The sequence below is a fragment of the Komagataeibacter oboediens genome, from assembly GCF_018491655.1.
GTDB lineage: Bacteria > Pseudomonadota > Alphaproteobacteria > Acetobacterales > Acetobacteraceae > Komagataeibacter > Komagataeibacter oboediens.
Genome location: NZ_JABLUU010000009.1, coordinates 97,630 through 120,748 on the forward strand (window position 1 = coordinate 97,630; position 23,119 = coordinate 120,748).

Annotated in this window: 18 protein-coding genes and 1 riboswitch; of the genes, 2 read left to right on the forward strand and 16 right to left on the reverse strand. The window is 59.5% G+C overall.

Annotated features, from left to right (window positions below):
* Nucleotides 1-52: 52 nt before the first annotated feature.
* Nucleotides 53-131: riboswitch (Fluoride riboswitch) on the reverse strand.
* Between the two features lie 379 nt (nucleotides 132-510).
* Entirely contained in the window at nucleotides 511-1,050 is a 540-nt protein-coding gene (locus HNO79_RS09475; RefSeq protein WP_029329686.1) for a Dps family protein, read from the reverse strand.
* Between the two features lie 319 nt (nucleotides 1,051-1,369).
* On the opposite strand from HNO79_RS09475, the gene HNO79_RS09480 reads away from it, so the two are divergent.
* Complete coding sequence (locus tag HNO79_RS09480; RefSeq protein ID WP_048856164.1) at nucleotides 1,370-2,347, forward strand: hypothetical protein; 978 nt, start codon at nucleotides 1,370-1,372, stop codon at nucleotides 2,345-2,347.
* 75 nt (nucleotides 2,348-2,422) lie between these two features.
* Here the strand turns inward: HNO79_RS09480 and HNO79_RS09485 are convergent, their stop codons facing one another.
* From HNO79_RS09485 to HNO79_RS09540, 12 genes are all read right to left on the reverse strand, one after another.
* Complete coding sequence (locus tag HNO79_RS09485; protein ID WP_010515940.1) at nucleotides 2,423-3,193, reverse strand: SDR family oxidoreductase; 771 nt, start codon at nucleotides 3,191-3,193, stop codon at nucleotides 2,423-2,425.
* A gap of 127 nt (nucleotides 3,194-3,320) precedes the next feature.
* Complete coding sequence (rfbA, locus tag HNO79_RS09490) at nucleotides 3,321-4,241, reverse strand: glucose-1-phosphate thymidylyltransferase RfbA (protein WP_048856146.1); 921 nt, start codon at nucleotides 4,239-4,241, stop codon at nucleotides 3,321-3,323.
* Nucleotides 4,238-5,314, reverse strand: coding sequence for a dTDP-glucose 4,6-dehydratase (gene rfbB / locus HNO79_RS09495; RefSeq protein ID WP_214165227.1), 1,077 nt, complete (start codon nucleotides 5,312-5,314; stop codon nucleotides 4,238-4,240). Before rfbB ends, rfbA begins: the two co-directional genes overlap by 4 nt.
* A gap of 246 nt (nucleotides 5,315-5,560) precedes the next feature.
* Nucleotides 5,561-6,712, reverse strand: a complete 1,152-nt coding sequence (locus tag HNO79_RS09500) for an acyltransferase family protein (RefSeq protein ID WP_214165228.1) — start codon at nucleotides 6,710-6,712, stop codon at nucleotides 5,561-5,563.
* A 36-nt stretch (nucleotides 6,713-6,748) separates the two neighbouring features.
* Entirely contained in the window at nucleotides 6,749-7,306 is a 558-nt protein-coding gene (locus HNO79_RS09505) for a polysaccharide biosynthesis/export family protein (protein WP_010515946.1), read from the reverse strand.
* 95 nt (nucleotides 7,307-7,401) lie between these two features.
* Entirely contained in the window at nucleotides 7,402-8,748 is a 1,347-nt protein-coding gene (locus HNO79_RS09510) for an outer membrane beta-barrel protein (protein WP_232275905.1), read from the reverse strand.
* Nucleotides 8,749-8,786: 38 nt separating this feature from the next.
* A complete protein-coding gene (locus HNO79_RS09515) occupies nucleotides 8,787-10,265 on the reverse strand; it encodes a flippase (protein WP_010515948.1) in 1,479 nt (492 codons plus the stop codon).
* Entirely contained in the window at nucleotides 10,265-11,416 is a 1,152-nt protein-coding gene (locus tag HNO79_RS09520) for a glycosyltransferase family 4 protein (RefSeq protein WP_048856149.1), read from the reverse strand. Before HNO79_RS09520 ends, HNO79_RS09515 begins: the two co-directional genes overlap by 1 nt.
* An 18-nt stretch (nucleotides 11,417-11,434) precedes the next feature.
* On the reverse strand, nucleotides 11,435-13,609 hold the full coding sequence (locus HNO79_RS09525) for a GumC family protein (RefSeq protein WP_214165229.1): 2,175 nt from the start codon (nucleotides 13,607-13,609) through the stop codon (nucleotides 11,435-11,437).
* Nucleotides 13,610-13,650: 41 nt separating this feature from the next.
* Nucleotides 13,651-14,466 carry a WecB/TagA/CpsF family glycosyltransferase gene (locus tag HNO79_RS09530; protein WP_010515953.1) on the reverse strand — a complete coding sequence of 272 codons (816 nt, stop codon included), beginning with the start codon at nucleotides 14,464-14,466 and terminating at the stop codon, nucleotides 13,651-13,653.
* Between the two features lie 36 nt (nucleotides 14,467-14,502).
* Nucleotides 14,503-16,002, reverse strand: a complete 1,500-nt coding sequence (locus tag HNO79_RS09535) for an exopolysaccharide biosynthesis polyprenyl glycosylphosphotransferase (RefSeq protein WP_244987495.1) — start codon at nucleotides 16,000-16,002, stop codon at nucleotides 14,503-14,505.
* A 368-nt stretch (nucleotides 16,003-16,370) separates the two neighbouring features.
* A complete protein-coding gene (locus HNO79_RS09540; protein WP_010515479.1) occupies nucleotides 16,371-17,849 on the reverse strand; it encodes a mannose-1-phosphate guanylyltransferase/mannose-6-phosphate isomerase in 1,479 nt (492 codons plus the stop codon).
* 319 nt (nucleotides 17,850-18,168) lie between these two features.
* Between HNO79_RS09540 and HNO79_RS09545 the strand changes: the two genes are divergently transcribed.
* Nucleotides 18,169-19,506 carry a UDP-glucose dehydrogenase family protein gene (locus HNO79_RS09545; RefSeq protein WP_029329619.1) on the forward strand — a complete coding sequence of 446 codons (1,338 nt, stop codon included), beginning with the start codon at nucleotides 18,169-18,171 and terminating at the stop codon, nucleotides 19,504-19,506.
* Between the two features lie 273 nt (nucleotides 19,507-19,779).
* Here HNO79_RS09545 and HNO79_RS09550 read toward each other — a convergent pair whose 3' ends face one another.
* Genes HNO79_RS09550 through HNO79_RS09560 form a run of 3 tightly spaced genes read right to left on the reverse strand, consistent with a single transcriptional unit; the run spans nucleotide 19,780 to nucleotide 23,101 of the window.
* The gene (locus tag HNO79_RS09550; protein ID WP_214165230.1) at nucleotides 19,780-20,745 is read right to left on the reverse strand and encodes a glycosyltransferase family 2 protein; all 966 of its coding nucleotides are present in this window, start codon (nucleotides 20,743-20,745) and stop codon (nucleotides 19,780-19,782) included.
* A complete protein-coding gene (locus HNO79_RS09555) occupies nucleotides 20,742-21,941 on the reverse strand; it encodes a glycosyltransferase (RefSeq protein ID WP_214165231.1) in 1,200 nt (399 codons plus the stop codon). The genes HNO79_RS09550 and HNO79_RS09555 overlap by 4 nt, the downstream gene beginning before the upstream one ends.
* The gene (locus tag HNO79_RS09560; protein WP_214165232.1) at nucleotides 21,938-23,101 is read right to left on the reverse strand and encodes a glycosyltransferase; all 1,164 of its coding nucleotides are present in this window, start codon (nucleotides 23,099-23,101) and stop codon (nucleotides 21,938-21,940) included. Before HNO79_RS09560 ends, HNO79_RS09555 begins: the two co-directional genes overlap by 4 nt.
* Between the last annotated feature and the right edge of the window lie 18 nt (nucleotides 23,102-23,119).

The window sequence follows — 23,119 nt, forward strand, 5'->3', positions numbered from 1 at the left end:
CGGACATGATCGTACGACCCTACACGGATTCCTCCCCTTGTTGCCGCAATGGCATTGGGCAGGAATCATCAGCCCCCATACAGAGGCGGTTCGACCATCATGGTCCGGCAGAATCCATTGCCGTCAGTTCTTAAAAGCGCGGATCACGGCCATCGTCAAGCACTGGTGGGATTGACAGCCTGCAATCCCTCCGTGTCGCCCGGATCGGCATGGCGCAGTCATGCGCCCGCAGGCAACAGCCGGGACAATACAATGAACAGGTTTCGATACCAAAGATGACATAATGAATACGCGGCCCGCTGTCCTGTCACGGCATCAGGTCCAGCGACAACCATTCCCCACCGCATCTTCGTTTCCATGTACGGAAATGGCTGTCGCCTTTTTTTAAAAGGCGATGACTTTCAAAGCTATTTGAAAAATTCTTTACCAGAACCGTGTTCAATATCTGCGATCTGTTTCATCAAGCCGGATTTCTGAACAGGCTCTTATGGCGTCGCCGTGACACTTCCCTCAACTATTGCCGCCAAAGGCGGGGCGCGTGGCTTCGAACAGGAACCATGTCCGGCGTTCGGTCTCATCAATCCAGTTTTCCAGCAGGCTGGCGGTCGCGACATCATTGCCGTCGTCACACACGGCATGAACCGCACGCAGGCGTGCGGTCAGGGCAAGGTTATCCTCCCGCAGTTCCGCCAGCATATCTTCTGGCGTGACATAGCTGGCGTCATTATCAGCCACCTTTGTCAGCCGTGCAATTTCCCCAACCGAATGCAGTGTCGTTCCCCCGATCTTGCGGGCGCGTTCGGCCAGTGGGTCGGTCATGGCGAATAGCTGGTCGCCCTGCTCATCCAGCAGCAGGTGATAATCGCGAAAATGACGGCCACTCATGTGCCAGTGGAAATTCTTGGTCTTGATATAAAGGGCAAACACATCCGCCAGGACCGCCTTCAACCCGGCGGCAATTTCATGTACGGCAGCCTGCTTCAGATCCGTGGGCGTACCAAGATAGGTCCGGACATGGGCCGCACCGGCCTTTGCCATTGCATCAGTCATCATCGTCTCCCCTGTTCTGTCATCTGGTCTGGCGTCTTTTCATGCCACTGCCCCGGTTGCGGGCACATGTGGGGTGGCATGGCCTTTAACGCCGATTGACCAGTGGGGTTCTTGTCCGGCCATCCGGTTACACCATGCGAATGCTCCATGCGGTTTATTGTTGCAACTGATATTCGTTTGCAATAGGAATGACACACTCACGGCACGATCAGGCAGTTTCCCAACCATCGATTTCCCAGCACCACGCCGTGAAAACTCCTGCGGCATCGTGTCCGCGCGATGCCGTACTCCTTTTTTTCATGCAGGGACCATGTCAATCATGAGTGAAACCACAGGATGCACGGCCGACTGGCACCTTGAACACTCTTCTCCCGGGATGTTTCTTCACTATCTTGCGCCCCAGCACCTTTTTGCCCGACAGATCAACACACTGACGGCACGGTTCCGTGATGTGCAGGCCCTGTGTGATGCGGGTTCGTGCCCGCCCGCGCTGACAAGGCTGCGCAATGCGCTGGCATTCCATCTGGTCAAGATGTCGCGCTGGTGGCGGTTTGATTTCTGCCCGCGTGGCGTAACCGGGGTGCGCAATCCACTCTTCCTGACCTATGTGAAGGCCCATGCGGAACGTTCGGCCGAAGACGACGCCCTGTTTGACCTGTTTACCATGCAGCGCCACATGCATGGGGGCGACGGGGGACATATCCTTGTCCTGGGACGTGACCCGGTTCCGGACCCGTCCGTTTCCATCGTGTATGGTGTGGATGGACAGCGCAATTTCCGCTTCGCCACCGGTTCGCATGGCGTGCAGCCATTATGGAATGGACAGGCCTATCCGGATTTTGCCGCAGCATGGCTTGCAGCGCGTGGCGTACATGCCCTGATCCGCGATGACAGCACGGACCTGCATGAATACGAAACCGCCCAGCGGGAACACGCGTGGGCGCGGTCATGGCACCACCGTCATTTCCACCGCAGCGGCAAGCTGCCCGTTATCCGGCTGTATGCACAGGCCAATGCCCAGTTCATGAACTGCCAGTCCGCCTTCGGTCGTGCGGAAATGAAAACGGTGGTGGAACGCCTGGCCTTTGATATCGCCCGCGCCGCATTTCAGCGCCACATGACGGTGGCGGACCTGATTGAAGACAGCGACGCGCTTTCCATCAATCTCCGTTCGGCCAATACCATCAAGCAGCGGGCACGGGCGTATGTGGCAACCTGCATCGATCCGATTTCCCGGCCCGAAATGGATACACTGCTGGACCGGGTCGTATCCTACGTGCCGCGCCGCTGCCCCTGAACATATGCCAGCCGCGCCCGCCCATCATATGGGCAGGGACGCGGATGCAGGGGCCATGCGCCACGGCCCCGGTTTTTACTGTGCGGTATAACCGCCATCAATGACCAGTTCGCTACCGGTCATGAACTTCGATTCATCGGATGCCAGAAAGACAATGCCATAGGCAATGTCATCAGGTTCACCCAGATGGCCGAGGGGATGCAGGTCAACCAGACGCTGCCGGGCTGCGGCCTGATCCGGGGTTTCGGCGGTAAAGCCCTGCACCATTGGCGTCCAGATATAACCGGGATGGATGGAATTGACCCGGATCTTGTATCCCTGCCGGGCACAATGCAGGGCGGCGGATTTGGTGAACAGCCGCACGCCCCCCTTGCTGGCGTTATAGGCAGCCAGCGTGGGGTCACCCACCAGCCCCTCGATCGAGGACAGGTTGATGATCGACCCGCCGCCATGCGGCTTCATGGCCTCCACGGCATAACGCGTGCCCAGAAACACGCCATCCAGATTGACAGACTGCACGCGCCGCCAGTCCGCAAGGCTGGTGCTCTCGACCGAGCCTGTATAGAGGATGCCCGCGTTATTGACCGCGATGTCCAGCCGCCCGAAACGGGCATCAATGGCAGCCATCGCCTGTTTCCAGTCATCTTCCGCGGTGACGTTCAGCGGGACGAACTGCGCCTCGCCCCCAGCCTTTGCAATTTCAGCAACCACAGCCTGACCTTCGTCTTCCTTCAGGTCGGCCACGACCACCTTTGCCCCTTCGCGTGCCAGCAGCAGGGCTGTCGCCTTGCCGATCCCACGGGAAGCACCTGTAACCAGCGCCACTTTTCCCGATACACGTCCCATGTTTTTTGCTCCTGAATAAATAACTTCCCTTAAAATATAAGGAAAATTTCATTCAGGGCATTGGGGGAGCGCAATACATCCACAACGTGACGACACGTTTGCGTGATGCTGTGCCCCCCATCGGCGGTCAGGCCGCCACTGCATCTTTCTGGGGCAATGTACTGGCAATTTTCATAAGTTCGCGCCCAAGTTCGGTCTTGATCATGCGCTGTGCGTAAAACTTCAGTGCCGCTGCGTCGATAAACCCACGGCGGAAGGCAACTTCATGCGGGGATCCAACCAGCAGCCCCTGCCGGGACTGGATGGTCTGCACGAACTGCCCTGCCTGCATCAGGCTGTCGGGCATGCCGGCATCAAGCCATGCACAGCCACGCCCCAGACGCTGCACATGCAGATCATCCTTTTGCAGGTAGATGCGGTTCAGGTCGGTAATTTCCAGTTCCCCGCGCGATGAGGGCTTCAGGGAGCGCGCATATTCCCGCACGCGACCGTCATAGAAATACAGGCCGGTCACGGCCCAGTTCGACTGTGGGGATGTGGGTTTTTCAACAATGTCCAGTGCGTGACCATCTGCCGAGAAACTGACCACGCCATAGCGTTCAGGATCACGTACCTCATAGGCGAATACCGTAGCCCCCGTCGGGCGCGCCGCCGCTTCGCGCAGCTGCCGGCCCAGATGATCGGCAAAAATCAGGTTATCCCCCAGTATCAGGGCACATGGCGCATCATCCAGCCAGTCATCGGCAATGACGAATGCCTGCGCAATCCCATCGGGCGAAGGCTGCTCGCGATAGGTGAAGGTCACGCCCATGTCCGACCCGTCTCCCAGAAGACGCCGGAACAGCGGCAGGTCCGCGGGGGTCGATATGATCATGATATCGCGTATCCCCGCCAGCATGAGCGTGGACAGGGGATAGAAAATCATCGGCTTGTCATAAACCGGCAGCAGCTGCTTGCTGACCGCCTGCGTCATGGGATGCAGGCGCGTGCCTGATCCACCGGCCAGAAGAATACCCTTGGGCGGTTTGGTCGCGGTATGTTTGCTCATGCTGCTGTTCCCATCTTCTCACCCGTCTGGCCCAGGCGTTGCCCAGCGTACCGGGCCGCACGAATGCTTTCCCACCAGTCCCGGTTATCGAGGTACCACTGCACCGTGCGGCGGATACCGTGTTCAAAATCATGGCGGGCGTGCCAGCCCAGCGCCTGTTCGGCATGGGTGGGGTCGATTTCATAACGGAAGTCATGTCCCGGCCGGTCGGTCACATGCCGGATCAGACGCGCATGCGGGCCTGCCGGGTCAGGATGCAGTTCATCAAGTATCGTGCAGATGGTTTGCACCACCTGCATGTTGGTGCGTGGCTGTCGTGCCCCGATGGCGTAAGTTTCACCGGGCTGCCCGCATTCCACCGCGCGGACCAGGGCTTCGGCATGGTCTTCGACAAACAGCCAGTCGCGCACATTCTGACCCGTACCATAAACCGGCAGTTCGCGTCCTTCGATCGCATTGATCGTCACCAGCGGGATCAGTTTTTCAGGAAAATGCCAAGGTCCGTAATTATTGGTGGTATTGGTGACGAAGGTCGGCAGCCCATAGGTATGGTACCACGCCCGAACCAGATGGTCGGAAGACGCCTTGCTGGCGGAATACGGGCTGCGCGGGTCATAGGGGGTCCGTTCGGTAAATGGCGGATCACCGGGCTGTAACGCGCCAAATACCTCATCGGTTGAAATATGGTGGAAGCGGAATGCCTTCCGCCGTTCTGCATCCTGTCGCGCCCACCACTTCCGTGCGGCCTCCAGCAATGTATAGGTGCCCACTATATTTGTGCTGACAAACGTGCCGGGACCGTCGATGGAGCGGTCCACATGACTTTCCGCCGCAAGGTGCATGACGGCATCGGGGCTGAATTCCGCAAATATCCGCTCCATGCTGGCGGCATCAATAATATTCGCCACTTCCAGCCTGTAACGCCCGCTTTGCGCAGCGGCTTCCGTTGCCTTTATACTTGCGGCATAAGTCAGGGCATCCACATTGAGGACTTCATGCGTAGTCTGGTCAATCAGACGCCGCACAACCGCGGAACCAATGAACCCGCATCCCCCTGTTACAAGTATTCGCATGTCTCACTTCCTTTCCCCCGTTACGCGACCGTACGATCCCATGACTTTTCACGGTGGGGAAAAAGCCGGTCGTTTCATTTATACGGGCCGAATGCAAAAACCGGGACGGCCCTGTAAAATCATGAATGGAACGCGACATTCTAAGGGGTAGTCTGTGTCATAAATATGGAAAGTGGTGCCTTATTCAGTCAAAAAACAATAAAACAATATTGTACGCAAAACAGCGCGCATGTCCTGCCGAACCGTTCACGCTGTCCTGCGCGCGCCAATCATGGCATCACGCGTCTCGACCCGCTGCATGACCCTGCGGCCCAGACGTTGTGACGGCCGTTCAACCAGATGGTAACAGACCGTGCCCACAATCAGGCACAACCCGAATATAGCGAAAGTAACCGCCAGCCCGGATGCCAGATCAAGGTGGCGCAGCCACTCGCCCAGGCTCCAGGATATGATGCCAATCAGCAGGTAATGCGTCAGGTAAAAGGAAAATGATATGCGCCCGAGCCATATGACCGGCCCCGAACGCAATAGCGCATCCACCGCCCCGCGCTGATAGGCCAGGCCGAAAATCAGCGCGGTAAACCCGAATACATCCAGTACTGGTGCAACGGGGAAAAACAGTGTTGCCGCAATAAATATGACAGCACCCGATGTAATGGACGATGCATGACGCTCCATACTATCAGGCAGCAGATGGTAGGCACGATACAGCAATATTCCGGACACAAAACAGAAGAACATGCGAATGGCGCCAAATGTTCCCGTCGGGTTGTTATTGGCATGGTGACAGGCGAACAGCACCACGACCAGCGTGACAAGACTGCATGCACACAGCGCCAGCGCGTTACGTGGCGATGAAATGCGCATTGCCCACATCGCCAGCAACGGGAACAGGATGTACCCCAGTACTTCCGCGCTGAGGGTCCATGACACAATGTTCCATTCCCCCAGCTTCAGCACCGTCCAGCTCTGCACCAGCAGGAGGGTCTGCACAAAACCCGGCAGGGACAGGTTGTGCGCACGATAGGCGAAGGCAGGATCCGCATAATACCGCTGCATGGCCACATAGCCGGGTGCCAGAAGCACAAGCGGCACCATGGCCAGCAGCACGAATGTATTGAGCGGATACACCCGGAAGAACCGGACAATGAAGAAATCCCGGACCACGCGCCATCGCAGGACCGTGAACTGCCCTTCATGCACATGCATGAGGATGAACCCCGACAGCACGAAAAACAGGTCCACGCCACGGAAGCCATTAAACAGGAACAGCGACTGCAGCATCCATGGCTGATGCAGGATATCGGCAGCCAGACCATAGAAATGCGTCATGAAAACCCATAACGCCGCGATACCGCGCACACCGGTCAGGCTGGGGATGGAACGGGCCTTGGGCATGTTGTTCCCCCGGATTCATCTATTCTGGTTCAGGTTTCAGAAAAATCTTTCGTCAATCGTCACCACATCACCGGGCAGCAGCACGGTCGCGCGCGATATGCGGCCTTCATGCGGGGCGGTGCTGAGGTCTTCCTGCCGCACATCGGTCGCGTGGCTGGTCACGGCACGATAGGTAAAGCCCCCCGCCAGCGCCACGGCGGTCAGCATGGTCATGCCGGGCTGGTAAGGATACTGCCCCGGATGGTTGACTTCCCCCAGAATGAAGATCGGCCTGTACTGCGCGACCTCGACCGACACGCTGGGCTGGGTCAGGATACCTTTCTTTTCCAGGCTGGCAGAAATACGCGCAGCCAGTTCCGGTGGCGCGGCCCCCGCCGCCGGCACTACCCCCAGCAGCGGGAAATCGATATTCCCGTTGTCACTTACGGTAAACGTATTGCTCAGCTGCGGGTCATTATAGGTAATGACACGCACCTGATCCCCCGGGCCCAGATGGTAGACCCGGGCATCAACCGTCTCAAAGGACTGCTCCCGCGCGGAGGCACAGCAGCTTAAGGCAAGCAGGGCCGTGACACCGACTGCCTGCATCATCATGGGCCGACACGTCTTCCGTATCATTGCAAACATGGCCACTCCCAAATCATTCAATGTGACTTTCCTTCACCCCGCCCGCATGGCGGGCACCGTCATCAGCCAGAGAAGGAAAAGCCCAACAGTATTGTATTGCTCGTAAACGTTGAAAGACGCCCCGGGATGTTCAGGTAATTCACGTTCCCGCCCGATGTGGCGTTATTGACATAGTTGTAGGTAAGCGACGCCCGCACATGACGGTCGATATTCCAGTAAACCGATCCCCCGAAATGGATCTGTTTCTGCAGCCGGTTCCCCTCCAGCGTGGAAACGGCGCTTCCTTCGGGGGTCACCATGTTGGACTGCGACGCACTTTCCCCATATTCGGCATACGCGCGCAGGAACACGTTCTGCCGCAGTTCATGATCCCATTGCAGCCGCACGTCCGTCACCACCTGGTTGCGTGCAAACGGGGTTTCCGGGTCGCTCAGATGCCGTGCCGCCGTCAGGTTGACGGTATCAATCTTGCGCGGCATCCACGACACGTTGACCTCGAATGTAGGCGTCGTGACCGATGGGCTGGTGGCATTGCTGAAACTGCGCGTTTCCCCACCCACCAGCAGGCGGTACTGCCAGACCTGCCCGCTACGGAAATCGACCCCGGCAAACCCGGCGCCATCGGCGTAATTGTTGACCGATGCCTCCGGCGCGGAATCATACTGCGCGGCGGACCCGCGGAACACCACGACAGCCGCGTTCCCGCGTGAGAATTCATAGCGCGAGGTCAGTGACCCGGTTTCCACCTTGTGGCTGATGGCGCCGTAATCGATGGAAATCGGCCCCGGCGCCGTCCCGAAGGAGAAATCCTGATAATCAAACGCGGGGATCAGACTGAAACGGCCGAACATCTTGGTATAGGTCAGCCGCCCGTCATTGACCTGATAGGGAACAGGATAGACAACGCCATACACCCCGAGGTTGGTCGCGGACAGATGGTACTGGTAGTGGGAATAGGCCGCGCTGAGCGTGTCATGCCCGAGATTGAGCGTCCCGCCGATATTGCCATGCCAGTTGGTATAGCTTGCGATCGACTGCGTGGGATACCGGTGGTCATCCATGCCCACGGACGCGCCAAGCGCATGCCGTCGCCAACGCGAATTGACGCTGACATTGGCCGAAGTCTGCACTGCCGGGCTGCCCGATCCCGGAATGCCCAGCGTGTTGGAGTTATAGCCCACATTTTCCGATGCGCTGGGCCGCAGCAACCAGCTGCCCAGGCCTATGCCATCGGTCTGCTGGCCCATCATCTGCCGGGTCACGACCGAACCGGTCATATCCGTCGAGTAGCCAGGAATATCAGCGGGAAAAAGCTGCTGGATCAACTGTGCATGCGCACTGTTCGCATGCAGGCCGATCCCCAGCATCACCATACCAACCGGTCCCCACGACAGACAGCGCCACGTCATGGCGCTGTCCTGCAACCGCCTCACCTTCATACTGTAACCTACCCTGTAATCGTAAGACGGGGATTGCCCCCCGCACGCTGGACAAACCGGTGCACCATGTCATGCAGGCCCGGATCCAGCCGGTATGCAGCCACAGCCATTGCCAGCCCCGCCACCGCGGCGGCACAGGCGGATACCACCAGATTCATGGGAATCAGCAGACTCACAATCAGCGCTCCTGTCATTATCAACAGTCCCGGCACAAGCCGCCAAGTCTGCTTAGACAGGCAATCCGACAACAGGTAAAGAGCAACTAAATTAATTGTGACCCGCAATGTCCAGGCCGCGGCCGCCCCCGGCAGGCCCCACCATTTGATCAGAAGCCACAGCACACAGAAAAACGGCAGGATTTCCACCATAGAGACCTTGGCCGTGATATGCGGCCGGCCCTGCCCCTGCAGCAGACCATAGGGCAGGAAGGCAATGCCGTTGGTCCAGGCGCCGAACATCAGGATCTCGGCCACGGGACGGGACACATCGGCAAAGCTTCCCCCCACCCACATATGCAGGAACGCGCCCGAAAACAGGATACCCGGCGCACAGATCATGCCGAACCCGTAAGTAAGTGACGCCGTGGCCCGGCGGGTCAGGTCAACCGCCTCCCCCCTGTCGGCGCGCGACAGGCGGGGGAACAGCGTGCGGGCCAGCGCCGTCGCCACAACCTGCGAACGCATGGCCAGGTTCATCGGCACGGTATACTGCCCCACCGACGTCACCCCCAGTGTCGCACCGATGATCAACTGGTTGGACGTATCGAGCAGCGGGTTGATCAGACTGGAAATGCTGACCCATGACCCGTAGCCCAGCAGGCGCTTGAGCCATGTGACATCAAAGTCCAGCGGACGGATCGGCCACTCCAGCGCCATGACCACACAGTAGGCCAGCACGATCATGCCCAGTCGCGACAGCACGATGGACGGCAGGACAACCGTAAGTTGCGGCCCAAAGAAATGGATGCAGATCAGCGGAATGATCTGGCCCGCCATGGTCGTGCTGGAATTGAGCATGTTCGACAGCAGGAACCGTTCACGGGATTCCAGCGCACCCGTCGCCACGCCATTGATCATGCCCAGCGGCAACATGACCGCCATCCACGGATAGGCATGGCGCGTTTCCGCCATCAGGTCGGGCGGAATACGCACGAAATGCAGCAGCACCATATCCCCGATCGGATACAGGATCAGCCCCCCCAGCGCACCAAGGCCAAGGTTACTGTAGAACGCCGTCATGAGCACGGGCGAACGTTCCCGCGACGTGGCATGGCCCAACTGCGCAAGTGCATTGGCCGATGCGCGCGACAGACCGAAATCCAGAAACCCCAGATACCCCAGCAGGATCCACGAAATGGCAACAATGCCGTACCGGTCCGTGCCGATCAGGTGCAGGTAGAATGGCACGGTGCCCAGCGAGACGACGATCGGGAAGATGGAACCGAAGACGTTGAACAGGAAATTGGTGGAAAATTTGCTCTGCGCCATCACTCCGCCCCTGCTGTCGCCATGACGGGATGTGGTCCCGCCTGACCCAGAACCTGCTGGTAAAGACGCACATATTCCTGCGCGACACTGTTCCAGTCATAGCGACTGGCCACTTCCATATTGCGTGCGCGCAACGCATCCGCCGTGTCCGGCAGGGAGATGGCCAGTGCCTCGACTTCCCGCGCGCCGGGACCGATGTTGTCGGGATCGATCATGACCCCCGCCGCCCCCTGCTGCATCAGCCGGACAAAGGGGGTGATGGTGCTCAGGATAGGGACCAGACCCGCGGACATCGCCTCCACCGCTGCAAGGCCGAACCCCTCATGTGCGGACAGGCAGCCAAAGAAACTCGCCTCCCCCATCAGGTCACGCAGGGCGGCATCCGACGGACCGGACACGATGCGCATGGCCTCCGCAATGCCGCATGCCTGCGCCTGCTGCTGCAGGTCCGCTGCCGTCAGGTTGGAATCCTGCCCTGCAACGATCAGTTTCCATTCCGGATTTTCACGCCGCAGCATGGCAACAAGCTGGAACAGAAGCTTCAGCCGCTTGTGCACGGCAAAACGCCCGAAGGCGAGGATCGTGCGCCCCGGCGTGCGGGAGGCGGCATCACGGAAACGCGTCTGGTTGATACCGTTTTCGATTGTCTGCAGCCGTCCCGCCGCAACGGTGCGGAACAGGTCGGCGTCACTATAGCTACATGCGACAATGCGCTTATATGCCCGCACGGAAACCGGTGTGATGGTGCGGAACCATATTTCCTTGATGCGCCGCAACGCACCGGTATGGAAAAAACCACCATGGGTGGAGGCTATCATGGTCTTGCGGTGAACCGGCCATGTCCAGGCAAGGAAATCGAAAAAGAAATCGATCGCATGAACATGCAGCAGGTCGAAGGTCCCGATATGACGCAGCACCCCCGGCGCCAGCGGATAACGCGTCGACCCCCGCCACGGAATGCGGATGACCGGTATGCCCTCGACCATATCACGATGCGCCAGCCGGCCCGGACGACCGAATACGCTGTCGAGGGTCAGGACCTGCGCATCGATATTCAGGTTGCGTCTCTGGCTGCGTGCAAGGTTGAGCAGGGAATCCTCCAGCCCACCGACAGAGGGACTGAACTGGCGACAGATATGCAGAACTTTCAATATTTCATCCCCCTGTTGTCATTTGTCGTCGAAACGGCTCAGGATCTTGATGTCCCGGTTACCGTAGCTGTAGCCCATCACGTCCATGGCGTTGTCTTCCACCATGGTGGCCACCACACCCGCCAGCGGCGCGCCACAGGCTTCCAGCCGTTCCAGGCAGGCCATGACGGCACGCTGCGCCGTGCTTTTCCAGCGGCAGACAAAGATCACCTGATCGGCCATGTTCGCATGCACCAGGGCGTCACTCAGCCCCAGCAGCGGCGGACAATCAATGATGACCAGTTCATATGACCGCTTCAGTTCCGTCAGGATCGTGCGCAGGCGCCTGATCTCGACCGGGCTGAAGGCATGCTGCATCGTGCGCCCGGCGGGAATGTAGTCAAACCCGGTATCCGGGTCCGTGCGGATGACATCGGCCACCGGCACGCCCGATGTCACAAGGTCGCTCATGCCCAGCGACGGACGCCCCGTCGTGCCATCGGCCAGATACTGGTCCAGCATGCCCCGGCGGTGATCGGCATCGATGACCAGTACTTTCTGCCCACCCCGGCGGGCGATGGTCGCCATCCACAATGCCAGCGTGCTTTTGCCTTCTTCCGGCCCCGCCGACGTGATGGCAAGGCAGAGCGGCTGCCCCCCTTCATGCACCCGCATGGACAGCTGCATGACAAGGCTGCGCACCGCCTCGGTCGCACGGGAATAGGGATGGTCGATTACATGCCGCCGCACGGCCTGTTCCGTCCGGCCACGCACCTTGGGCACCACGGCCAGCAGGGGAAGCGGAACCGCAGCGCGCAGGCGCTCGATTTCGGTAAAGCCCGCCGCGAAGTAATCACGCAGCAGCACGGCCCCTGCCCCGGCCGCCAGCGCAACCGCGATCAACCCCAGACCGATTTTCTTGCGATTGGGAAAGCTGGGCACATCAGGCGGGGAGGCATGCGAGACGACGGAAATGGGCGGCTGCAGCAGGGCCGCACGGTCCACGACTTCCTTGGCGTGTTCCAGAAAGGTTTCATACACGGCGCGCGCGCTCTGGGCTTCCTGGTCCAGGGTGCGGTATTCTGCCTGCGGCGCGCTCTGCCCGCCTGCCTTCTGGCGCAGAAGGTCAAGGTTCTCGTTCAGGCGCTGCACTTCCGCGCGGGCGGAAATCTGATCTTCACGTATCGTGCTCAGCGCGGCCTGCGTTTCGGCCTCCAGGCTGGCGCGGGTGGTTGCGATCTGCTGATCCAGCGCGCGCAGGCGCGGATGCTGCGGGCCATAGGTCGCCGCTTCTTCCTGCCGGGTGCTCTGCAACTGCATCAGCGCATTCGCGGTAGCGACCAGGATGGGTTCCTGCGACAGGGCGACAGCCGCGCGCGCATCCCCGCGTGCCGCAGCATCCTGCAGCGCGTCCGCGCGCGCCTGTGCCGCCGCCAGCCGTCCTTCTGCCTGGCTGAGATTGGCGGATGTATCGGCAATCTGACGTTCGATCAGCGGGGTGCTGGTGCTGCCCTCGCTCGTGTTGGTGAGGCCATGGACATTATCAAAGGTATTGGCCTTCTGCACCGCATCCAGCCACCGCTGCCGCAGTGCCGCGGTCCGGTTGTCCAGCCATGTCGCAACACGGTTGATGTCCGCCGTCTGCCGCGCCAGCGCAATGCGCTGGTAATTCGTCACCACCGCATTGGCCAGTGCGGCAGCACGTTCGGGATTGCCATCAACCACGTTGATATCAAGGATCTGCGTACGCGGTTCGGGTGTGACCGTCAGGTTGTTGAGGAAGGCGTCTTCCTCATGCTCGCGCTGCACCTGCGGGTCAACCGGTGTGCTGGCATGGCACAGGAACCCCAGCCCCATATGGCACAGCCGGTCACGCAGGCCCACATGCGGCGGGGCTGCAGGTGGCGGAAGCTGCGCCATGACGGCGGCGGCGACATCACGCGAATGGATCATCGCGGCTTCGGTCGACACCAGTTCATCATCCGGCGGGGCCAGGTTCTGCTGCTGCCCGTTCGGGGCAAGCGGGTCCTGCTGTGCACGGCCCGACACCACGACCGTCGTGGTCGCGGTATAACGCGGCTTGAGCGTCAGCATGACAGCCCCCCCCACGACCACGACCCCGAGGGCGGTCAGGGTGAACAGCACCCTGTGGCGCAGGAATGCCCGCACCGTCTGGCGAATGACGAGGCCCACGTCGTGCGCTGTCCATGACATTGAAGGGGCCCGTTCCTGTATGGAAACATAATTCATGCTGTTTATCCGGCAAGTTTCCGCGAGATGGATGACGCGGGCCGGCACATCAGCCTGCGCCACAAATAAACAAGGACATGAAACCCGAATACAGGCAGTCCCAGCAGGTAACGCCGCCACAGCCTGCGCGGTTCACGCACCAGTCGTACAAGCCATTCCAGCCCCATGTTCGCGACCCATCGCGGCGGTCGGTGCACACGTCCGGCCGCATGGTCAACCAGCGCGCCCGCCGTGATGATGACGCCGGTGGGCAGGTAGTCCATGTTATCATGCAGCCAGCGTTCCTGCCGGGGCATGCCCATGGTCAGCAGGATGATGTCCGGCCGTGTCGCCTTGAGCCGTTCAAGCAGGAGCGTGGAATCACGCGATCCCGGCGTCGGGTCAAAGAAGCCATGCTGCGTGCCCGCCGTGCGCACGCCATAACGGGCGGAAAAGGCCTCTGCTGCCTTGTCCACCACATCCTTCGTGCCCCCGATCCAGAAGACCGAGGCATCGTTCCCCAGTTGCGACAGGACCGGACCGATCCATTCCGGCGGCGTGGTGCGCGGCAGGTGTCGCCCCGTCAACACGATGCCTGCCAGCTGCACGCCCGCACCATCACAGAACGCAATGTCAGCCCGCCGGAACAGCGTGCGCAGCCAGGGCTGCTTTTGCGATACGACGGCCATATGGGCATTAGCGTTGACGACTGTCATTTTCCGTCCCGCCCGGACCGCATCGACCACGCGCTGGACAATATCCGCCCGTGATATGTCGTGCAGCGGCAGGCCCATGACATCGACAATCGTATTATCTACTGCGATTTCCGTATTTGCGTTCATTTGAATACACCGTTCATCGTCAGGAAATTGAAGAATTCAGAACGCATTCCGACTGAAAATCTCGCGTTTTATGGTCAGGAAAATGATTTTGATATCCAGCCAGATCGACCATGCGCGAATGTATTCCAGATCCAGCACCACACGGCGGCACAGGTCATCACGCGTGACCAGTTCACCCCGTGACCCGTTGATCTGTGCCCATCCGGTAATGCCGGGCTGCACGCGGTGGCGGGCGACATATTCCTCCATCGCCTCATGCAGAAGCTGGCCACCGGCACGGGTCTGCGGCGCATGGGGGCGTGGGCCGACCAGCGACATCTCGCCACGCAGCACGTTGAAAAGCTGCGGCAGTTCATCAATGCTCAATCGCCGGATCCACCTGCCGATACGGGTCACGCGCGGGTCGGTGCGCGATGTCTGGCGCGCGGCGTCAAGGTCCGACATGTCCGTATACATCGACCGGAACTTGAAGACATTGAAGTAGCGGTTATTGAAGCCCTGCCGGGGCTGGCAGAACAGCACCGGCCCGCGGGAGTCCAGCTTGATCGCCAGCGCCACCAGCGTCAGCAGCGGGGCAAGCGCCAGCAGCAGCAGCACACTGGCCGTCAGGTCGAATGCGCGCTTTTCCAGCATGTCCCATTCGCTCAGCGGACGGCGCTGCAGTACTGTCAGCGAAAACGGCCCGAACCGTTCAACCGGCCAGCCATGGCAATCCTCGGTCATCAGCGATGGCACGACATAGACATCCGCCAGCACGCCACGCAGTCGCCACAGTACGTCCATGACATGCTGCTGTCCGCACGCGGGGGGAAAGCATATGATGACCGCATCGATATGATCCTCACGCGCGCGCAGGACCAGTTCTTCCACCGTGCCATCACTATCGCCGCCCTGGTCATCAAATGTCCCGACGAGGCGGAACATGCGCTGCATGCGCGTATTGATGCGGGTGGCCATCTGTGTGGCCTCGCTGCCCGATCCGATGATCGCCACCTTGCGCGCAAGACGACGGGTCATTGTCGGCGTGTGCAGGATGTATGTCCCGACACACCGTTCCACGAACAGGATGGCCACCACAAAGACCAGCCATTCCATTCCCATGCGCACCGTCACGCCAAACGGCCATGACAGCATGACCAGAACCGTACAGAACACGACCTCACCAAAGGCCACGGGCGGAAGCAGGTAACGGATCTGGACAGAAATCTTGGTTATGTCGGGAATGTCGAGGAGGGGAACATTCTTGGGAAACAGGAAAAACGCCCCCGCCGCCATGATATTGGCAAGCAGAAGGGCGCCAGACAGTTCATCGGGGGTATCGTATATCCTCTGCCAGGCAATGCAGGCCACAACGGCGAGGCACACGCAGAATGCATCAGACAGGACCACAACCTGGGGCAGGACAGGATGCCGGTAGGAAAAGCTGTCATCCACGCCACGCGCCGTATGGATGCGCCGGGGAATGCTGTCGAGACCGGATGGTAGCGACGACAGGTCCGTTTCGCCATTCTTCAAGTGCCTGAGTGCCTCGCTCATTTTGAAACATCTCCTGTGGACGCGGAACACGACCTGACGTCGGGCAGGACCCGCCTGCCATTTTCCGCACTGCACAATCGAGTGCGAAATAATCCCCATTTATTGTTGTTTTTTACATGAATCGGGTAACCCCGCTTCCTGATGCCGGAATATTCTGTGTATTTTGAGGCGAAAATATGTCACGACATCAATACATGGAAGGAATTTCCCAATCATATTTTATTCATAAAACCCGATCATTTTTATATTTCCGTTATTTTATCGTAACGATACAGGCCAGAAGAGACAAAACCACGGACATTCAGTAAAAACCGCCAACCATACCGCGTGAAATCCCGCCCGGATTTCACGCATGCGCTGGTATCTTCCTACTGTCGGCCGTAGGTATCCTCGAACCGGACAATGTCATCCTCACCGAGATAGGGACCGGACTGGACCTCGATCAGGGTCAGGGGTATGCGCCCCGGGTTTTCCAGCCGGTGCATACATCCTAACGGCAGATAAACACTTTCGTTTTCCTGCAACATAAGTTTTTCCTCATTTCGCGTCACGATGGCGGTACCACTGACAACAACCCAGTGCTCCGCACGGTGAAAATGTTTCTGCAGGGATAGTTTCTGGCCCGGATACACTACGATCCGCTTGACCTGAAAACGTTCCCCCTGGATCAGCCCTTCGTAAAAACCCCAGGGCCGGTAACACCGATTGTGAATTTCGGCTTCCGTTCTCCTGGCCATTTTCAGCTGAGACACAAGGGCGGACACGTCCTGCGCATAATCACGGTGAATCGCAAGCACGGCATCCGATGTCACTACCAGCACGATATCCGTAAGCCCCGCTACCGCCGTCAGCATGCCCTCACTGCGCACGTAACAGTTATGGGACTGTTCCAGCACGACATCGCCCACCACGACATTGCCTGCCGCATCCTTATCGCCCAGTTCCCATAATGCATTCCAGTTCCCGACATCCGACCAGCCAAGATCGGCGGGTATCACGACCGCACGATCCGTCCGTTCCATGACGGCATAATCGATACTGACATTGGGGCACCGCATGAAGGACGCAGTTTCCAGCCTGCGAAACGTCAGGTCGCTTTCGCTGTGCAGCAACGCATGGCGCACATTTTCCAGAACATCCGGTTCATGCCGCTTCAGTTCTGCCAGAATGACGGAAGCCGGGGCCAGGAACATGCCTGAATTCCACAGGTAGCCCCCTTCGTTCAGCATTTCGGTCGCACGCAGGCGATCGGGCTTTTCAATAAAACGGGCGACGCGGTACACGTTATCGTCAGCATCGCCGGAATGCAGCGGCGCACCAAGCCGTATATAACCGTAACCGGTTTCCGGCACGTCGGGCTTCATGCCGAATGTGACGATGTATCCTTCACGCGCCACGGTCATGGCTTTTTCCAGAACTGCAGGCAGGCGCTCGGGATAACGGAAAACGGCATCAGCGGCCATGATCCACAGGAGGGTCTCGGGGTCATCCTGCGCCGCCAGCAGCGCTGCAGCCGCAATTGCGGCTGCGGTGTTGCGCACGGCGGGTTCCAGGATGATCCGTCCGTCCTCACATCCATTTTCGCGCAACTGTTCTGCGACAAGAAAACGGTGCGCGTTGTTACACACCACAATCGGAGGTGCAAAGGCCGTGCCCGTAGCGCGCTGCAGCGTTTCCCCGATCATGGTCCGGCTGGAAGCCAGTGCCCAGAACTGTTTGGGGTGGCTTGCGCGTGAAACGGGCCACAGCCGCGTACCCGTGCCACCGGACAGGATAACGGGCGTAATGGTTCGGTTACGGGGTTCGGGCGTGGATACGGTTACATCCGTTGCTGTCATAAACGTCATGGATCGTGACTCCGTCCTGCGGTTTTCATGCTGCACGTATCCGCTGTTTCCCGATGGGGAACAGAAACCGGTCATGTCGGACATTGATGTTGCGGAATGCACTTAGCCTGAATTTTTTTGTCAAGAATGTGGTGGGCAAACATATTTTTGTCGTGATCATGCCTTTGTGTAGCATCCGTGTGACATCTTCCGGGTTACGGAACATGCACCCCTTATTACTTTTGGTTTTATTAAACCGGCTTTGAAAAGCTTTGAATTCCGGCCTGTTCCGGACAGCAGGCCGCGATACGAGATCAGGGAGGTCCAGGTGCGAATTGCTATGATTGGTGGAGGCTACGTTGGGTTGGTCTCCGGTACATGTTTTGCTGAATTTGGCACCGATGTTGCCATTGTTGAAACCAACCCGGACCGTCTGACCGCCCTGCGTGAAGGGCGCATACCGATTTACGAACCCGGTCTGGACCGCCTGGTGGAAGAAAATGTGGAAGCCGGGCGCCTGACATTCGGGGACGACATCGCCGCCGCGGTCAAAGGGGCTGACGCCGTATTCGTCGCTGTTGGCACGCCGTCACGCCGGGGCGACGGGCAGGCGGATACAAGTTATGTTTACGCCGCCGTGGAACAGATCGCCCGCGTGGCGGACGGGTACACCGTCATTGTCACCAAATCGACCGTGCCGGTGGGAACGGGCCGTGAAATTGCACAGATCATACGCAAGACGCGCCCCGACCTGGATTTCGATGTCGCATCGAATCCGGAATTCCTGCGGGAAGGCAATGCAATTCAGGATTTCATGCGCCCTGACCGTGTCATTATTGGCACAGACCAATATAAACCGGAGGGCACGGAGCGGGCACAGAATATCCTGCGCAAGCTGTACCGTCCGCTCTATCTGCTGGAAACGCCCATTGTCTTTACGGGACTGGAAACGGCGGAACTGATCAAATATTCCGCCAATTCATTCCTCGCGATGAAAATTACCTTCATCAATGAAATCTCGGACCTGTGTGAAAAGGTCGGTGCCAATGTGAATGACGTGGCGCGTTCCATCGGACTGGATGGACGTATTGGCAAGAAATTCCTGCATCCCAGCCCCGGCTTTGGTGGTTCGTGCTTTCCCAAGGATACCCGCGCACTGACGGCAATTGGCCGCAATGCGGGATCCCCCGTGCGCCTGATCGAGACCACGGTCGCGGTCAACGAACAGCGCATGAAGGACATGGGCGAACGTGTCATTACCTTTGCCGGCGGGGATGTGAGTGGACTGACCATCGGCGTGCTGGGACTGACCTTCAAACCCGAAACCGATGACATGCGTGAAGCCGCCTCCATTCCCGTTCTCGACATGCTGGACAAGGGTGGTGCAAAGATCCGTGCATTCGATCCCGCAGGCATGACCACGGCGCGTCCCGTGCTACCGCAATCCGTGACCTACTGCACGGATGCGCTGGATGCCGCGAAAGGGGCAGATATCCTTGTCGTGCTGACGGAATGGAATGAATTCCGCTCGCTTGCCCCGGAAAAACTGGCCGCGGAAATGAAAGGCCGCAAAATCGCGGACCTGCGCAATATATGGGATCCCAAGGCCATAAAGGATGCCGGGTTCGAGTATATTTCGCTTGGGCGACCGGATGGGGTACAGCCTCATCAGGCATAACGCACGAAACCGGGCCATGCACCGCATGGCCCGGCCAGAACCCGCCGATCCCCCTGATCATACAATCACAAGCGAAAAGAAATTGTGATGTACAGGCTGAAGAAAAGTGCCTGAATTGCATTCGCGGCACATTCGACAAGGCACGCAGCCGTTTAAAAACGACCTGCTAAAAAAGAATGAAATTTCCTACGCGCCGCCTTTTCCCAAAAAGGCGGCGTTATTTGAGGCTTTTTGGGAAAAGCTCCACCCAAAACTTTTGGTCGTGACCTGTTGTCAGGAATGGCACAGCCTGCGCCTGAGTGCCGCCGCCACCTGACGGATCATGGCCGGCAGGAATGCAGGCCTGCGCATGATGCGCCGGATGATTGCCCCCACCGCCCCCGCGCGCAGCGCCACGGACACGAAATAGGAATCATCCAGCCGCTGCAGTCCCTCGGCGCGCTGGTGGAGCAGATCCACCAGTTCGGGATCATTGCGGATACGCGGGTCACGCGCCAGTGCCAGCGCGGTGTCATGCATGTCCCGATAGGCAATGACCGTGCGCGACATGCCGGATGCACGCCTGCTGACACTGCCTTGACGCTGCGTATACAGGTACGTGGCGTGATCGATCAGGAAAAACCTGCCACCCGCCATAAGGAAAGCGACCATAAGCAGGAAATCCTCCCCGTGCCGCACCACGGGGTCATACCGTATGGCATGGGCAAGCATGAATTCCCGTCGGAACACGGGCTTGAGCAGTCCCCAGTCAAACCCCTCCCCGCCCGATCGGTTATGGGCAATGTAATCACGCAGCCCGATGGGTGTACGCGGCACCTGCCCCGCCCCCATTGCCCGTCCCGTCACCTGTCCGGCCATGGCGTCGTAATAGGCCAGGTCATCCGCCACCGCGTCACAATCCCCTACCGCCGCGCGGGCCATCAGCACCTCCAGCCGATCGGGTGCAAAGGCGTCATCGGCGTCAAGAAACGCGATCCAGTCGCCCCGCGCCGCCCCCAGCCCTACGTTCCGCGCGACCGAGGGACCCCCGTTATATGGCGTGGACATGACGCGGATACTGTCATGCGCACGCGCCAGCCTGTTCAGCAGGTCTGGCGTCCCGTCGGTGGAACAGTCATCCACTATGATGATTTCCAGCGGCGCATGCGTCTGTTCCAGCGCGGAACTGACGGCACGCATGATAAAGGCCTGTGCATTATACGTCGTAATGACCAGACTGACGGACATGGGAATGTTCATGGGATACGTCCTGTCATGCTGTCGTAAATTTTTTCCAGTGTTGCTGCCCAGTGGGCCAGATCATGCCGTCGCGCCACGAATTCGGGACCGGCGGCAGACATGCGCGCAGCCAGATCGTCATCGCGCAGCAGGTCCAGCAGGCGTGCCGCCAGCGTTGCGACATCCCCTTCGGCAAAGGCAAAGCCTGTCGTGCCATCGACAATGCCCTCCGTCGCCCCGCCCCGTGCCGATGTCACGACCGGAACGCCACAGGCCTGCGCTTCCAGCAGGACCAGACCCATGCCTTCCGCATCGCCATTGGCGGCGGTAACACTGGGCAGGCAGAAGACACGCGCCTGTTCCAGCAGCGGCTGCATTTCCGATGCGGAGTAGCGGCCATAAAACGATACGCCATCCAGCCCTTCGGCAAGACGGGTCAGCATCGGACGTTCAGGCCCATCACCGGCAATAATCAGTTTTGCGGCGGGTAGCCTGTCCCGCACGATGCGAAAGGCTTCAATCAGATAACGGCAGCCCTTTTTTTCCACCAGCCTGCCCGCGAACAAGATCACCGGCGCCCGCCTTGCAACCGGCTGACCCGTATGGTGAAAGCGATGGACATCAATCCCGATGGGGCAGACATGAATACGCTGTTCCGGCAGTCCCGCGCGCAGTGCCGCCTCGCGTATGCTCTGGGATACGGCGACAAAACTGACTTCCGGCCGGGTGGCCAGATGCCGCAGCCTGCGCGGATAGGCACGCCAGCGCCGTCCCCCGCCGCCTGTGGCGAACCACTGCATATGGGTCGTAATATCCGATCCGTGCAGCGTGACCAGCAATGGCACATTCAGCGCACGCGCCACGGGCCATGCCTCCACCCCGTCAAAGCCGAAATGGGCATGTACCAGTACCGGGTCCACCGCACGCGCCAGTTTCATCATGCCCGGCACGGGACGTTCCAGACAGCGCGCCCCCATGCCGATCAGGCGCTGGACAAACGTGGGCGGCCCATCATGCAGGGCCCGGACGGCCATGCCATCCAGCGGCAGCTGGCCCACCGTACGCTCCCCGATCAGGACCGGCCGCCAGCGTGTCAGCGCACGTGCCTGGTCACGCACGAATGTTTCGGACCAGGGCAGGATCTGCGTGCGATAGATTGCGACACAGGGCCGGGTCAGACCGGAAATGCCCGTCCCTGCCTGCGACAGCATCTTCATGCCGCCACGGCCTGCGGTACGACAGCAGCCGACGTCATGGCCGCATCACTGCCCTGCCCGCGATGGCAGGCCCGGTCGGTGCGTGAAGATTCCCGGCCAAACCGGCGCACGAGCGGCGCCAGCAGCACGCCCAGCACAAAGTCCTTCTGCATGGCGCGGCTGCCAAATGTCCAGAATGACCGCTCGCTATACCCCCCGTCACGCACCAGTTGCACAAAGGCCGCAATACGATGCGGCAGGGTGCCGGAACAGACCTCGGCACGGCGGGTATAAAGCGGCTCCAGCTTACGCCATGCCTCGGCAGCCACGCGGGCACGGGCACGCAGGGGTTCAGGCCACTCCGCCATCTGCGCCAGGTCGGCGAACATGTTGCTGTCCTGCACCGTCATCCGTGCCAGATAGCGGTAGGTATCGGCCCGGTCTTCCAGACGGTAGCGCCAGCGGTCCACGAATGTGGGCTTGGTCCGCTTGCCCGACCCAACCGTATTGCCCCCGTGCAGACGGTATTCCGTCAGTTCGTCATTCAGATAGACAATGGTGCCGACACCGGATGCGACAAGGAAGAAAAACAGGTCATGTCCCATTTCCTTGCCCGGATTGTAATGATCCCCCATGCGGGCCCACAGGGCGGATGCAGGCTTCAGTTCCGCGCGGAATGTCTGCATGAAACCATAGGAGAAACACCATGGCTGCAGGGTTAGCGGCCGCGATACCGCGGGTATGGGGGGCGTTGCGTAAAATGGCGAGATGGGCGCACGCTGTTCATTCACCAGATGCGCGTTGTGAAAGACCATCATGACATCGGGATCATTCACGAACGCCTGCCTGACACGCGCCAGATTGTCGGGTTTCCAGAAATCATCCTGGTCACAGAAGGAAATCAGGTCACCTGAACTCAGGCTGACCGCACGCATGAAATTGCCCTTGTAGCCCAGACGCTGCGCATTGCGGTGGACATGCACCGGAAAGGGCGCCGTACGGGCAAAATCGGCCACGATATCCAGCGTGGTGTCGGTTGAACCATCATCCGTTACGACCAGTTCGACCGGCAGGCACGTCTGCGCCGCCAGACTGTCCAGTTGCTCGCGAATATGGGCAGCCCCGTTATAGGTTGCCATGACAACCGAAATGCGTAGCCCGTTATCACCTGCCTCAGTCATGTTTCTCGCTCTTTCCTA